Genomic DNA, 14,025 nt, shown 5'->3' on the forward strand with positions numbered 1-14,025 from the left:
CGGTGAGTCGCAACGGCGATCTCGCCGCGAACCTATTGGCGCGCCCACACGATCCGCGCGATCCAGCCGACGTCGCTCACCGCCATCGTCCGCTCGGCTTGCGAGGCATCGAGCGGCTGCAATTCCACCGCCTTTGCCGTGCGGCGCTTCAAGGTTGCGACCGTGACCTCGCCCGCCTTGGTCTTCACCACGACGCGATCCCCCTTGCGGATCGGTGTGCCGGGTGAGACCAGGATGATGTCGCCGTCGCGATAGGTCGGGGCAAGCGCATCGCCGGCAATCTCCAGCGCAAATGTTTGCCTGTCCTCGGCGATGGGAAGCGCGACCTCGGTCCAGCCCTTGCCGGATGGACGGCCGGCCTCGTCGAAAGCGCCGCTCGCGCCGGCCTGTGCGAAGCCGAGCAGCGGTACCGAGCGGGCGTCGCCCGCCTCGTCGTCGATCAGTCTTGCAAAGGTGTCGATCGAGGCGCCGGTCGCTGTCAGCGCTTTCGCGATCGATTCGGTCGAGGGCCAGCGCTCGCGGCCGTCCGAGGTGATCCGCTTGGACCTGTTGAAAGTGGTGGGGTCGAGCCCGGCCCGCTTGGCGAGGCCGGACGGAGACAGCCCGGCACGCGCCGCCAGCCGATCCAGCGCGACCCAGATCTGGTCGTGAGTTAGTATCCTCTGCGCTTTGGCCTGCCTGACCATGGAAGGTCCAGCCCGTCGCAACTCAGGAAAACTGTCCTCAAATCAACCGGTTTTCCGATTTTCGCGCAAGAGGCGGCGGCGAAAGCGTTTTCAAGCGAAGGTCGATGCCGGTTTGCGTCAAGAAACCGCGTCAAAACAAGAATTTAGACCCCGTTCCGATTTCATCGGAACGGAATAGGCTCTAAGTCTTGAGTTCGGAAGGGGCCGCCTTTACGGTCGCGCCGGGTTTTGAGACCCGCAAGAGACGAAAAACCCCAAGAGACTCAAAGAGCTGACTCAAAGAGCAAACAGGGCTCCACATCAGGTGGTCAAGATCTACAAAATCTGTCCGGCCTCGGCCTGGCGCGAGGCGGAACGGCAGGGCGTGTACCGCGGCAGCGCGGACGACGCGCGCGACGGTTTCATCCATTTCTCGACGGCCGCCCAGGTTCCCGAGACCTTGCGCAAGCATTATTTCGGGCAGCGCGCGCTGTTCCTGGTCGAGGTCGACGGCGATGCGCTCGGCAGCGAATTGCGCTGGGAGCGCTCGCGCAATGAGGAGCTGTTTCCGCATCTCTATGGCGAGCTCGATGTCGGCGCCGTCATCTCGGTGGCGAGCCTCAACATGCGCTCGGACGGCGGCCACGACGTGCCGGAGCTTGCCCCGTGATCCGCGCCTTCGATGCTCTTTCGCTGCCGGTGCTGCGCTGGCTCGATCCGGAGGACGCGCATCGCCTCGCGATCCAGGGCCTGCGCTTCCTGCCGCCGGTCAAGCCGCGCGCTGACGATCCGAAGCTCGCGGTGCGCGCCTTCGGGCTCAACTTTGCCAATCCGATCGGCATGGCCGCGGGCTTCGACAAGAGCGCGGAGGTGCCGGATGCGCTGCTGCGCCTCGGCTTCGGCTTCGTCGAGATCGGCTCGGTGACGCCGAAGCCGCAAAGCGGCAATCCACGGCCGCGGCTGTTCCGGCTCGAGCGCGACGAGGCCGTCATCAACCGCATGGGCTTCAACAATGACGGCGCGGATGTCGCGCTGCGCCGGCTCGCCGCGCGCGCGCAGCACGGTGGCATCGTCGGCGTCAATGTCGGCGCCAACAAGGATTCGCCGGACCGCGTTGCGGATTACGTCAAGCTGATCGAGGCCTTTGCGCCGGTCGCGAGCTATTTCACCATCAACGTCTCCTCGCCGAACACGCCGGGCCTGCGCAATCTGCAGGAAGGCGCGCTGCTCGACGACCTCCTCGCAAGGGTGATCGACGCGCGCGAGCGGGTGCGCCAGAAGGCCGGCGATACGCCGGTGCTGCTGAAGATCGCGCCGGATCTGAGCCTTGCCCAGCTCGATGACGTCGTGCAGGTCGCGCGCTCGCGCCGGGTCGACGGCATGATCGTGTCGAACACGACGATCGCGCGGCCGAGCACGCTGCGCGAGCAGATGCGGGCGAAGGAGCAGGGCGGCCTGTCGGGCCGGCCGCTGTTCCGACTGTCGACGCGCATGGTCGCGGAGACCTATGTGCGCGTCGAGGGCGCGTTCCCGCTGGTCGGCGTCGGCGGCGTCGATTCGGGTGGCGCCGCGCTGACGAAGATCCGCGCCGGTGCGAGCCTGATCCAGCTCTATTCGTCGCTGGTCTACAAGGGCCTCGGCCTCGTCGAGGAGATCAAGCGCGACCTCACCTCGACATTGCTGCGCACCGGCCGGGATTCGCTCTCCGACATCGTCGGCGCGGATGCCGCGACGCTGACGGCGGAAGACTGGCCGGGGATGTAGAGCAGTCTCGTGCCCCGGATGCAGCTGCGTAGCCCGGATGGAGCGTAGCGCAATCCGGGAATCTGTCCTCCGGATGCGAAGACCCCGGATTACGCTACGCTCCATCCGGGCTACGTCTTCTACGATTTCGGAAACGTCGCTCCATACAGCGCCGGATAACGCGCGCCCTGCAAGCCGCCGCGGGCGACATAGAACGCGATCAGTGCGCACCATAGCCCGGCATTGCCGAGGGATTGCAGCGCCCACCAGGTGATGAGGAAGATCGCCAGCGAGGCCAGCATGAGATTGCGCATCTCGCGCGCCCACGTCGCGCCGACATAGATGCCGTCGAAGCCGAAGGCGAACACGCCCGGCACCGGCGCCAGCACGATGAACGGCAGGAACTCGCGCGCGGCCCGCCGGACGTCTTCGCTCGCGGTCATCACATTGATCAGCGCCGTTCCGAACAATGCGAACAGCACCGCGACCACCAGCGCGAAGCCGAGCCCCCACGCGAGCACCAGCCGGGTCGAATCCGAAAAACCTCTTGCATCGCGCGCGCCAAAGGTGCGGCCGCAGAGCTGCTGGGCCGCGTTGGCAAGGCCGTCGAGGAAGAAGGCGCTGACCAGCAGGAAATTGTTGAGCACGGAGTTGGCGGCCAGCGTGACGTCGCCGGCGCGCGCGCCCTTGGCGGTGAAGAACAGGAACACGGCGATCAGCGCCGCGGTGCGGATCATGATGTCGGAGTTCACCGCCAGCAGCCGCATCAGTTTTGCCTGGTCGAACAGCGTGGCGAGGGGCACCGCAAAGCCGCCATCAGCATAGCGCCGGCAGACGATCACGCCGAGCAAGAAGCCAATCGTCTCCGAGAGCAGTGCGGCGACCGCCGCGCCTGCGATGCCGGTGTCGTAGACCAGCACCAGCAGGATCGTCGCAGCCATGTTGATGAGGTTGATGACGACCTGCAGCAGCAGCGCCGGATTGGCGCGGGCCTGTCCCACCAGCCAGCCGAGGATGACGTAGTTGGCGAAGGCCAGCGGCGACGACCAGATCCTGATCATGAAATAGGTCTTGGCGGCGCGCGTGACGCCCTCGCTGCCGCCCATCAGGTCGAACAGCACGGCCGCCAGCGGCAGTTGCAGCGCGATCAGCGCAGCCCCGATCAGGCCCGCGACGATGAAGCCGCGCATCAGGATGGCGGTCAGCTCGCGCGTCTCGCCGGCGCCCAGGGCCTGCGCGGTGAAGGCGAGCGTGCTCATGCGCAGGAAGCCGAACAGCCAGAACAGGCAGTCGAAGATGACGGAGGCCATCGCCACGCCGCCGAGCAGCGTGGCATCGTCCAGCCGCCCGATCGCCGTGGTCGAGACCACGCCGATCAGCGGCGTGGTGAGGTTCGCGACCATCGCGGGACCCGCGATGGCGAAGACCTGGCGGGATCCGATCTTGAGGGGAACGGGCGCGTGCATGTCAGAACACGAGCACCATGCCGTCTTCGGCGGCGAGATGCTCGATATCGACGAGGCGCGACAGCATGTCGTCGCTCATGTGGGTGAGGACGAGGCGTTTTGCGCCGATTGCCGGCAAATGCTGTTCCAAGGTCTTCAGGCTGAGATGGTTCTTGACCACCCTCTCGTACATATAGGCTTCCGCGATGAAAAGGTCCGCGCCATGCGCCAGCGGAATGAGCGTCTCCGTCCATTCGGTGTCGGCGCTGTAGGCGAGCGTGCGGCCCTCGGTCTCGATGCGGTAGGCCAGGAACGGGCCGCCGGATTCGCCGTGCACGACCGGGTAGGGCGTCACCGTCACCGCGCCGAACTTGCGGTTTTGCTCGGGCGCGAGTTCGACGACGGCGAGCTCGAAGCGCTGCCTGGTCTTCGAGGAATGCTCGAACAGAACCTCCATCACCTCCCGCAGTCGCGTCTCGATGCCTTGCGGGCCCGCGATCGTCAGCGGTCGCGTCCGCCGCGAGAACTGCGCATCGAGCAGGAAGAAGGGCAGGCCTGCAAAATGGTCGCCGTGGAAATGCGTGATCAGGATCAGATCGATGTCGTTCCGATCGATCTCGAGCCGCTTCAGCGCCGGCAAAGCCGACGCGCCGCAATCGATCAGGAAGTTGGCTTCGCGCCCTGCAACGTGGAAGCAGGTGTTGAGCCTGCCGCCCGAGCCGAAGGCGTCGCCGCAGCCGACAAAGCGTAGTTGCATCGGCTGCGGGCTCCCTGAGCTTGACCCGGACTTAGCGGCGCGGCGCGCCGAAGACGCGCGACAGCAGCCAGATCGGGATCACGATGACCGCGCCGAGCAGGAAGTAGCGCCATAGCCAGTTGATGGTATCGAAGCCGAGATCCCACAGCCGCTGGAACAGGAGGCGAATGCTGTGGATGATGTTCCAGGGATCGAAGCCGATCGCCGCCAGCACGACGCCGACCAGGATCGAGAGCAGGACCAGGCGAAATGCGACCGCCAGCGGCGAGCCGCCGAGAAAGCGGTTCAGCCCGTCGCTGCGGCCGGCCGGCAAATCTCTGACGTCTTGGACCATCTGGAAACTCCTCGGGGATTCGACCCCCATTATACGGCACCGCGAGGCACATGGGGAACCCGCAACGGGGCGTCAATCGGCTTACGGGATTTTAATCCCGGATCGGGCCCGGGTTCACGCCTCCACTTCGACTGCTTCCGCTTTCAACATCTTTTCCAGCGTTTCCAGCCGGTCGGCCTCCCGCGGCGGCTTGTCCCAGCGTAGGCGGCTGATGCGGGGGAAGCGCATGGCGACGCCGGATTTGTGCCGCGGCGAGCGTTGCAGGCCTTCGAACGCGACCTCCAGCACCAGCCCCTTGTCAGCCTCGTGCACGACATGGCGTACGGGGCCGAACTTTTCGGTGGTGTTGCGGCGGACGAAGCGGTCGATCTGCAAGAGCTCCTCGTCGGTGAAGCCGAAATAGGCCTTGCCGACCGGCACCAGCTCGTCGCCAGTCTCACCTTCGGTCCAGACGCCAAACGTGTAGTCGGAATAATAGGACGAGCGCTTGCCGTGGCCGCGCTGCGCATACATCAGCACGGCATCGATGATGTGCGGGTCGCGCTTCCACTTCCACCACTGCCCCTTCGGCCGTCCGGGCAAATAAGGCGCATCGCGCCGCTTCAGCATCACGCCCTCGACGGCGTCCGCGTCCTCGCCGGCGCCTGCGCTTGCGGGGTCGGCGCGCGCGGCGGTCAGCGCCTCCCAGCTTGCGAAGGGCACGGTGGGCGACAGATCGATGCGGGGATCGCCAAGTCTCCCGATGAAGGTCTCAAGTCGCTCGCGCCGCTCCGCGAACGGCAATTCGCGCAAATCGTTCGCATCGTCGCCGAGCAAATCGTAGGCGCGCAGATGGATCGGAAATTCCTTGATCAGCTTCGGCGAGACGACCTTGCGGTTGAGCCTCTGCTGGAGAACGTTGAAGCTCTGCACGCGGCCCTCGCGCAGGATCAGAAGCTCGCCGTCGATCGCGCCCGGCAGGCGCAACGACGGCACCAGATCCGGAAAGCTCCCCGTGATGTCCTCGCCGGTGCGCGAATAGAGTCGCGCCGTGATGTGGCCGCGGTCGTCGCGGCCTGCCACCGCCTGCACGCGGATGCCGTCCCATTTCCATTCGGCGACGTAGTCGGCGGGGTCGAGCGCGGCGAAATCGCTGTCCTCGATCGCATGCGCGAGCATCACCGGGCGGAACGGCGCGGGATCGCGATTGACCGGCTTGTCGCTGCGGCCTTCCAGCCAGGCGAACAGGTCGAGATAGGGCGGCGCGGGCCCCGGCCAGATCAGCTCGACCTCATGCGGGTCCTTGTCGCCGAGCGCCGCCGCGGCGGTCTTCGCCAGCCGCGCGGAAATGCCGATGCGAAGCGCGCCCGTGACGAGCTTCAGCAGCGCCCAGCGTCCGGTCTCGTCGAGCTCGTCGAGCCAGCGTTCGAGCTGCTTCGGCAGCTCGGTCTTGCCGAGCGTGCGCAGCGTGGTGACGACTTCGGTGAGGGTCGGCGGCGGCGGGTTGTTGTGGTTGCTTGGGTGGAGCGCATCGCTGGCATCTCGCCCGCGGTACCCCCCTCCCTGACCCTCCCCCGCAAGGGGGGAGGGAACGGAGAGGCTCGTGCCTCCATCACTTTGGGATTCGCTATTAGCTGTTGTGCTCGCTGACAGCGCCGCGTTCCGCCGCGCTCCCTCCCCCCTTGCGGGGGAGGGTGGGGGAGAGGGGTGGCCCGGAAAAGATTCGACATTGTTTGCGCTACGTCTCGGCCACATCAGCGCCACCGTCTCCGAGAGATCGCCGACATAATCGTAGCTCAGTCCAAACAGCACCTCATCGGTGCGCGACGCGATCAGGTCGCGGATCAGCGCCGGCTTGGCGTGCTTGAAGCTGAGCGCGCCGGTCAGTGCGGCCAGCGCATAGCCGCGGTCGGGATCGCCGACCTCGCGGAAATAGCCGGTGATCAGCCGCAGCTTGTTGTTGCGGCCGGGCTCGTAGGCGAGACGGTCCAGAAGTTCGGCGAAGCGGTTCATGCTTCGGCCTCGTCTTGAAGCGGCGTCTCGCTCTCCTCCTCGTCGCCATAGCCGACCAGATCGAGTGGCTGCGCCCGCAGACCGAGCGATTTGCACCAATGCACCAGCGCATCTTCCTGGCCGTGCGTGACCCAGATCTCGCCGGCGCCGGTGGCGGCGATCGTGGTGGTGAGGCCGTCCCAGTCGGCGTGGTCGGAAATCACCAGCGGCAATTCGACGCCGCGCTGCCGCGCCCGGGCGCGCACGCGCATCCATCCTGAGGCGAAGGCGGTGACCGGATCGGGAAAGCGGCGCGTCCAGAGATCGGATGTCGCCGACGGCGGCGCCAGCGTGATGGTGCCGGCGAGCGCCGCCTTCTTCACGCCCAGCACCGGCCTGAGCTCGCCGAGCGCGATCCCGCGGCTCTGATAGTACTCGGTGATCTTCTCCATGGCGCCATGCAGATAGATCGGCGCGTCATAGCCGGCCTGTCGCAGCAGCGCGATCACGCGCTGCGCCTTGCCGAGCGAATAGGCGCCGACGAGATGCGCGCGCTCGGGAAACAGCGCGACCGAGGCGAGCAGCTTCTTCACCTCATCGGCCGCATCGCCATGCCGGAACACCGGCAGGCCGAACGTCGCCTCGGTGATGAAGACGTCGCAGGGGACGAGCTCGAACGGCGTGCAGGTCGGATCTCGCGCGTCCTTGTAGTCGCCGGAGGCGACGATGCAGGTGTCCTTGCACGTTACCGCGATCTGGGCAGAGCCCAGCACATGGCCGGCCGGGTGGAATTTCACGCTGACATCGCCGAGCCGGATCTCCTCGCCATAGCGGATCGCCTGCGTCGAGCCGGCAAAATTCTCGCCATAGCGCAGCCGCATCATGTCCAGCGTTTCCTGCGTCGCCAGCACCGCGCCATGGCCGGCGCGGGCATGGTCGGAATGGCCGTGGGTGATCACGGCCCGCTCGACCGGGCGCACGGGATCGATGTGGAAGCCGCCGGGCTTGCAGCACAGGCCGGCAGCAGCTGGCAACAGGATGTCTTGCGGACGCATGTGCACCATATAGTCAGCGGACGCCTCAAATTAAGTCGTCATGCGCGGGCTTGACCCGCGCATCCATCGCCCTAAAGAGTTCCATTTTGATGGATTGCCGGGTCAAGCCCGGCAATGACGAACCTCGGTTTCCCAATGCCCCTGCGCCTTTTCCACTCTTCCGGCGATCTCATGGCCGACCGCCGCTTCGAGTTCGCGCGCGATCTCCAGCTCAAGGGCGATCTGCCTGCCGCCGCCGACCTGCTGGAGCAGGCGATCGAGCTCGCACCCAATTTTGCTTCCGCCTGGTTCACGCTCGGCGAGATTCGTCAGCAGCTCGGCGAGCGCGACAAGGCCATCGCGGCCTTTCGTAAATCGCGGGAGTGCGATCCGGAGGATCAGCATGGTGCCGGCCTGCATCTGATACGGCTCGGCGATGTGCAGATGACGGAGATGCCCAAGGCCTATGTGCAGGCCCTGTTCGACCAGTACGCGCCGCGGTTCGAGCACGTGCTGATCAACGATCTCGGCTATCGCGCCCCGGCGCTGATCTTCAAGGCGGTGCTGGCCGCGCGCGTCGCCGCGAAGAAGCCGGCTTTCTTCAAGCGCACCATCGATCTCGGTTGCGGCACCGGGCTTGCGGCCGCCGCCTTCGCCAGGCAGGTCGATCATTTCATCGGCATCGACCTGTCGTCCGGCATGATCAGGGAGGCGCGCGCGAGTGGTCTCTACGCCGAGCTCGAGGTCGCCGACATGATCGAGGGCCTGCGTGGCAAGGGCGACGCGAGCGCGAACCTCGTCGTGGCCGCGGATGCGTTCGTCTACCTCTCCGATCTCGCGCCGGTGCTGACCGAAGCCGTGCGCGTGCTTGCATCGGGCGGCGTGCTTGCCTTCACGCTGGAGACGCATGACGGCAGCGGCATCGTTCTCGGCGAAGGCCTGCGCTATGCCCATTCGGCGGAATATGTGCGCGACGCCATCGCGCAAGCCGGACTGAAGCTCCTCACCCTGGAGCCGGCCTCGCCGCGCAACGAGAACAACGAGCCGGTGCGCGGCCTCGTCGTCGTCGCCGAGAAAACTTGAGTCTAGGCGCTACCGCCCTGCGATTTGAGCGTCATTGCGTCGCAAAGCTGCGACTTCCCACTTGCGAGCCGAGCTGCGTTGCCAGCACAATGCGCGCGCTAGGGAGAAACAAATAATGACCAAGAATCCATCGCGGCGCGATTTCAGCGCCGCCGCGCTCGCCACCATCGCCGCATCCACCTTGCCCGCGCCGTATGTCTGGGCCGCGGAGAAGAAATACGATGCCGGTGCCAGCGACACCGAGATCAAGATCGGGCAGACCGTGCCGCATTCCGGCCCCGGCTCGCTCTACGGCGTGCTCGGGCGCGTCGGGGAAGCCTATTTCCAGATGCTGAACGAGAAGGGCGGCATCAACGGCCGCAAGGTCAAGTTCCTGACCATGGACGATGCCTACAGCGCGCCGAAATGCGTCGAGGCGACGCGGCGCCTGGTCGAGCAGGAGGAGGTGCTCGCGCTGTACGGCTCGCTCGGCACCGCGCCGCAGACCGCCGTGCACAAATACCTGAACTCGAAGGGCGTGCCGCAGCTGCTGCTCAACACCGGCGCGTCGAAGTGGAACAACCCGAAAGAGTTCAAATGGACGATGGCGGGCCTGCCGCTCTATCCGACCGAGGCGCGCATCCTGGCGCGGCACGTCCTCAGCGTGAAGCCGAACGCCAAGGTCGGCATTCTCTACCAGAACGACGATTTCGGCCGCGACTTCCTCGGTCCCTTCAAGAAGGTGCTGGCGGATGCCGGCGGCACTGCGCAGGTGATCATGGAGCAGACCTACGATCTGACCGATCCGACCGTCGACTCCCAGCTCATCAATCTCTCGAAATCGGGCGCCGACGTCTTCTACAACATCTCGACCGGCAAGGCGTCGTCGCAGTCGATCCGCAAGGTGGCCGAGCTCGGCTGGAAGCCGCTGCAGCTGCTGTCGGCCGGCTCGACCGGGAAGTCCATCCTCAGTGCGGCCGGCCTCGATAACGCCGCCGGGATCGTCGCGATCCGCTATTCCAAGGATGCCGGGCCCGGCCCCTGGGAAAATGACAAGGATGTGGTCGCATTCGATACGCTGCGCAAGAATTACCTGCCGAACATCGATCCCGACAACACCATCGCCTATGCCGGTTATGGTCAGGCGGTGACCATGGGCGAGATTCTGCGCCGCTGCGGCGACGAGCTCACGCGCGAGAACGTGCTGAAGCAGGCCGCGAACCTCAACGGCTTCCACTCGCCGTTCTTCCTCGACGGCGTCGACTACAACTACACGCCCAACGACTACACCCCAATGAAGACGTTGTTCATCTCGACGTTCGACGGCAAGGACTGGCGGGTCTCCGACAAGCCGGTGACGGAGTAGGGGGAGGTCTCACGAGAGGCCCTAGGGTGGGCAAAGGCGCACTTGCGCCGTGCCCACCATCTCTCCAGGTATCCTTGCGCGAAGGGTGGGCACGCTGCGCTTTGCCCACCCTACGAGACTGCGGAAGCCCACACCCCTCGACGAACCCGCCCCCACGGCTTACCTGTGATGCCGTGCCGCCCCGCATCCTCAAAATCCCGGCCGAGCCGGCCACGCTGCTGCCCGACCGCTTCCAGGCATGGTTCGCGGGGCGCGGCTGGTCGCCGCGCGCGCATCAATTGGCGCTGCTGGAGAAGGCGCGCGAGGACGCCAGCGCGCTGCTGATCGCGCCGACCGGCGCGGGCAAGACGCTGGCGGGATTTCTGCCGACGCTGGTGGAGCTTTCGACGCCGGCGATCGAACGCGATGCCAGCGCCAGGCAAAGCCTCGTCTCCACCGGCCGTTCCGTGCAGCGCGCCGGCGGCCTCCACACCCTCTACATCTCGCCGCTCAAGGCGCTCGCCGTCGACATCGCACGCAATCTCGAGCGTCCCATCGCCGAGATGGGTCTGCCGATCAAGGTCGAGACGCGCACCGGCGACACGCCGGTGTCGCGGCGTCAGCGACAGCGGCGCTATCCGCCGGATGTCTTGCTGACGACGCCCGAGCAGCTTGCGCTATTGCTCTCTTCCGACGACGCGCCGTTCCTGTTCTCCTCCTTGAAACGCATCGTGCTGGACGAGCTGCATGCGCTGGTGACGTCCAAGCGCGGCGATCTGCTGTCGCTCGGGCTGGCCCGGCTGTGGCGGCTCGCGCCGCAGATACGCGCGATCGGATTATCGGCGACCGTGGCCGAGCCGGATCAGCTCGCGCGCTTCCTGGTGCCGCAGCCTGATGGCAAGGAAGTGGCCGCCGACATCGTGATCGCCGGCGGCGCCGCGCCGCCGCTGGTCGAGATGCTCGATACGCGCGAGCGGCTACCCTGGGCCGGTCACGGCGCGCGTCACGCACTCGCCGAGGTCTATGAGCTGATCAAGCAGAACAAGACCACGCTGGTCTTCGTCAACACCCGCAGCCAGGCCGAGATGTTGTTCCAGGATCTCTGGCGCATGAACGACGACGGGCTCGCGATCGCGCTGCATCACGGCTCGCTCGACGTCGCCCAGCGCCGCAAGGTCGAGGACGCGATGTCGGCGGGACGCTTGCGCGGCGTGGTCTGCACCTCCTCGCTCGACCTCGGCGTCGACTGGGGGGACGTCGATCTCGTGGTCAATATCGGCGCGCCGAAGGGCTCCTCGCGCCTGATGCAGCGCATCGGCCGCGCCAATCACCGCCTCGACGAGGCCTCGCGCGCGGTGCTGGTGCCGGCCAACCGCTTCGAGGTGCTGGAGTGCCGCGCCGCCATCGACGCCATCGCCGAGAACGCGCAGGACACCCCGCCGTTGCGCACCGGTGCGCTCGACGTGCTGGCCCAGCACGTGCTCGGCCGTGCCTGCGGCGAGCCATTCTTCAGCGATGACCTCTATGACGAGGTACGCACCGCCGCGCCCTATGCGGGCCTCGCGCGCGGCGATTTCGACGACGTCGTCGATTTCGTCGCGACCGGCGGCTATGCGCTGAAGACCTACGAGCGCTTCGCCCGCATCAAGCAGGACAAGCAGGGGCGCTGGCGTGTCGCCAATCCAAAGGTGCGGCAGAGCTATCGTCTCAATGTCGGCACCATCGTCGAGGAGCCGATGCTCAAGGTGCGGCTGGTGCGCTCCCGCTCCACCGGCAGCGGTTCGACCGGCGCGATCGCGCGCGGCGGCCGCGTGCTCGGCGAAATCGAGGAATATTTCATCGAGGGGCTGACCGCCGGCGACACCTTCGTGTTCGGCGGCGAGGTCGTGCGCTACGAGGCCCTGGCCGAAGATCAGGTCTACGTCTCTCGCGCCAACGACAAGGATCCGAAGGTGCCGTCCTATATGGGCGGCAAATTTCCGCTCTCGACCTATCTTGCCGAACGTGTGCGCCGCCTGCTCGACGACAGGCGCGCGTGGAACGGTCTGCCGGAGCAGGTGCGCGACTGGCTGTCGCTCCAGAAGGACGTCTCGCGCGTGCCGGGTGTCCGCGAGCTCCTAGTCGAAACCTTTCCGCGCGGCAGCAAGCATTACCTCATCTGCTATCCCTTCGAGGGGCGGCTGGCGCATCAGACGCTCGGCATGCTGCTGACGCGGCGGCTGGAACGCGGCCGCGCCCGGCCGCTCGGCTTCGTCGCCAATGAATATGCGGTGGCGATCTGGGGCCTGGGCGATGCCTCCTTCATGATCCGCAACGGTGAGCTCGATCTCGACGCGCTGTTCAACCCCGACATGCTGGGGGACGATCTCGAAGCGTGGCTGGCCGAATCCGCGCTGATGAAGCGCACGTTTCGTAATTGTGCCTTGATCAGCGGCCTGATCGAGCGTCGCTTCACCAGCGAGGACAAGAGCCGCCGCCAGGTGCTGTTCTCGACCGATCTGGTCTACGACGTGCTGCGTAAGCACCAGGCCGACCACGTCCTGCTGCGCGCCGCCCGCGCCGATGCCGCCACCGGCCTGCTCGACCTGCGCCGTCTCGGCGGCATGCTGGCCCGCATCCAGGGCCGCATCACGCACCGGGAACTCGATCACGTCTCCCCGCTCGCCGTCCCCGTGATGCTGGAAATCGGCCGCGAGTCAGTTTATGGCGAAGCTGCAGACGAGTTGTTGGCCGAGGCCGCCGATGAGCTGGTCAAAGAGGCGATGTCGTAGACTGTTCGCGCGAATGAATTTTTGGGGCACGACTCTTTCCACATCGTCATGCCCGGGCTTGACCCGGGCATCCACGTCTTTGTCTCCGTGGCAAGCGCGTGGATGGCCGGGCATAGGCGAGCGGAAGCGACGCCGTTCTTCGAACGGCTACGCCCGGCCATGACGGAGCAGGCGGCACTATCGATTACTTCAACGCTTGCGCTGGATATTGCCGGTGCATCGTTCGCCGCCGATCTCTCCGGCGCCCTGTTCTGGGAAGCGCAGCGCCTGCTCGTCGTCTCCGACCTGCATCTGGAAAAGGGCTCGAGCTTCGCCACCCGCGGCGTGCTGCTGCCGCCTTACGATACCATCGCGACGCTCGGCCGGCTTGCTGCTGTCATCTCCCGCCATGATCCGCGCACCGTCATCGCGCTCGGCGACAGTTTTCACGATCGCACCGCGCATGAGCGCCTCTCCGCGGAGGATCGCGACGCCGTCGCCGTACTCCAATCCGGCCGCGACTGGATCTGGATCTCGGGTAATCACGATCCGATGCTGCCGCGCGATCTCGGCGGCACCATCGCCGACGAAGTCGCGATCGGCCCGATCACCTTCCGCCACGAGCCGACCGGCGCGTGCGGCGAGATCGCCGGCCATCTCCATCCCAAGGCCCGCGTCTCCGCGCGCGGCCGTTCGATGGAGCGTCGCTGCTTCGCCAGCGACGGGTTGCGCGCCGTGATGCCCGCCTTCGGCGCCTATGCCGGCGGCCTCAGCATCCGCGATGCGGCGTTTGCAAAGATCTTCCCGGAGAACGGTTTTGTCGCCCATCTCCTCGGCGACCGCCGCGTCCACGCCATCGCCGCGTCGCGGTGTTATTGAGGACACGCTCGTCCCTTGTGAGTTGAACACTCTCGCGACA

Annotated in this window: 12 protein-coding genes; 6 read left to right on the plus strand and 6 right to left on the minus strand. The window is 66.3% G+C overall.

The genetic code is table 11. The features are described 5' to 3' along the window. Positions 1–32: 32 nt before the first annotated feature. Positions 33–686 (minus strand): S24 family peptidase, encoded by a 654-nt coding sequence (locus E4K65_RS23740; protein ID WP_135176214.1) that lies wholly within the window; start codon positions 684–686, stop codon positions 33–35. A gap of 304 nt (positions 687–990) precedes the next feature. On the opposite strand from E4K65_RS23740, the gene E4K65_RS23745 reads away from it, so the two are divergent. Together E4K65_RS23745 and E4K65_RS23750 are read left to right on the plus strand one after the other, a co-directional pair. Continuing rightward, the gene (locus E4K65_RS23745; RefSeq protein WP_027542355.1) at positions 991–1,335 is read left to right on the plus strand and encodes a DUF952 domain-containing protein; all 345 of its coding nucleotides are present in this window, start codon (positions 991–993) and stop codon (positions 1,333–1,335) included. Then, a complete protein-coding gene (locus E4K65_RS23750; protein ID WP_135176215.1) occupies positions 1,332–2,429 on the plus strand; it encodes a quinone-dependent dihydroorotate dehydrogenase in 1,098 nt (365 codons plus the stop codon). The genes E4K65_RS23745 and E4K65_RS23750 overlap by 4 nt, the downstream gene beginning before the upstream one ends. A 119-nt stretch (positions 2,430–2,548) precedes the next feature. Here the strand turns inward: E4K65_RS23750 and E4K65_RS23755 are convergent, their stop codons facing one another. The 5 genes from E4K65_RS23755 to E4K65_RS23775 all read right to left on the minus strand — a co-directional run bounded on the left by E4K65_RS23755 (position 2,549) and on the right by E4K65_RS23775 (position 7,970). After that, positions 2,549–3,874, minus strand: a complete 1,326-nt coding sequence (locus E4K65_RS23755) for an MATE family efflux transporter (RefSeq protein WP_135176216.1) — start codon at positions 3,872–3,874, stop codon at positions 2,549–2,551. A 1-nt stretch (position 3,875) separates the two neighbouring features. Next, entirely contained in the window at positions 3,876–4,610 is a 735-nt protein-coding gene (locus E4K65_RS23760) for an MBL fold metallo-hydrolase (RefSeq protein ID WP_135176217.1), read from the minus strand. 31 nt (positions 4,611–4,641) lie between these two features. Beyond that, on the minus strand, positions 4,642–4,944 hold the full coding sequence (locus E4K65_RS23765) for a DUF6460 domain-containing protein (RefSeq protein ID WP_027542359.1): 303 nt from the start codon (positions 4,942–4,944) through the stop codon (positions 4,642–4,644). A 114-nt stretch (positions 4,945–5,058) separates the two neighbouring features. After that, the gene (locus E4K65_RS23770; protein WP_135176218.1) at positions 5,059–6,936 is read right to left on the minus strand and encodes an ATP-dependent DNA ligase; all 1,878 of its coding nucleotides are present in this window, start codon (positions 6,934–6,936) and stop codon (positions 5,059–5,061) included. Next, positions 6,933–7,970 (minus strand): ligase-associated DNA damage response exonuclease, encoded by a 1,038-nt coding sequence (locus tag E4K65_RS23775; RefSeq protein ID WP_135176219.1) that lies wholly within the window; start codon positions 7,968–7,970, stop codon positions 6,933–6,935. The genes E4K65_RS23770 and E4K65_RS23775 overlap by 4 nt, the downstream gene beginning before the upstream one ends. 135 nt (positions 7,971–8,105) lie before the next feature. Here E4K65_RS23775 and E4K65_RS23780 point away from each other — a divergent pair, with 135 nt between their 5' ends. The 4 genes from E4K65_RS23780 (at position 8,106) to pdeM (ending at position 13,985) form a co-directional block, all read left to right on the plus strand. Next, the gene (locus E4K65_RS23780) at positions 8,106–9,032 is read left to right on the plus strand and encodes a class I SAM-dependent DNA methyltransferase (RefSeq protein ID WP_135176220.1); all 927 of its coding nucleotides are present in this window, start codon (positions 8,106–8,108) and stop codon (positions 9,030–9,032) included. Positions 9,033–9,147: 115 nt separating this feature from the next. After that, complete coding sequence (locus E4K65_RS23785) at positions 9,148–10,377, plus strand: ABC transporter substrate-binding protein (protein WP_135176221.1); 1,230 nt, start codon at positions 9,148–9,150, stop codon at positions 10,375–10,377. Between the two features lie 173 nt (positions 10,378–10,550). Then, positions 10,551–13,127, plus strand: a complete 2,577-nt coding sequence (locus E4K65_RS23790; protein ID WP_135176222.1) for a ligase-associated DNA damage response DEXH box helicase — start codon at positions 10,551–10,553, stop codon at positions 13,125–13,127. 159 nt (positions 13,128–13,286) lie between these two features. Further along, positions 13,287–13,985: a ligase-associated DNA damage response endonuclease PdeM gene (gene pdeM, locus E4K65_RS23795; RefSeq protein WP_135176268.1), complete on the plus strand. Its 699-nt coding sequence runs from the start codon at positions 13,287–13,289 to the stop codon at positions 13,983–13,985. Positions 13,986–14,025: the final 40 nt, after the last annotated feature.

Origin of the sequence: Bradyrhizobium niftali, from assembly GCF_004571025.1 — a bacterium.
In the GTDB taxonomy this organism is placed as follows: Bacteria; Pseudomonadota; Alphaproteobacteria; order Rhizobiales; family Xanthobacteraceae; genus Bradyrhizobium; species Bradyrhizobium niftali.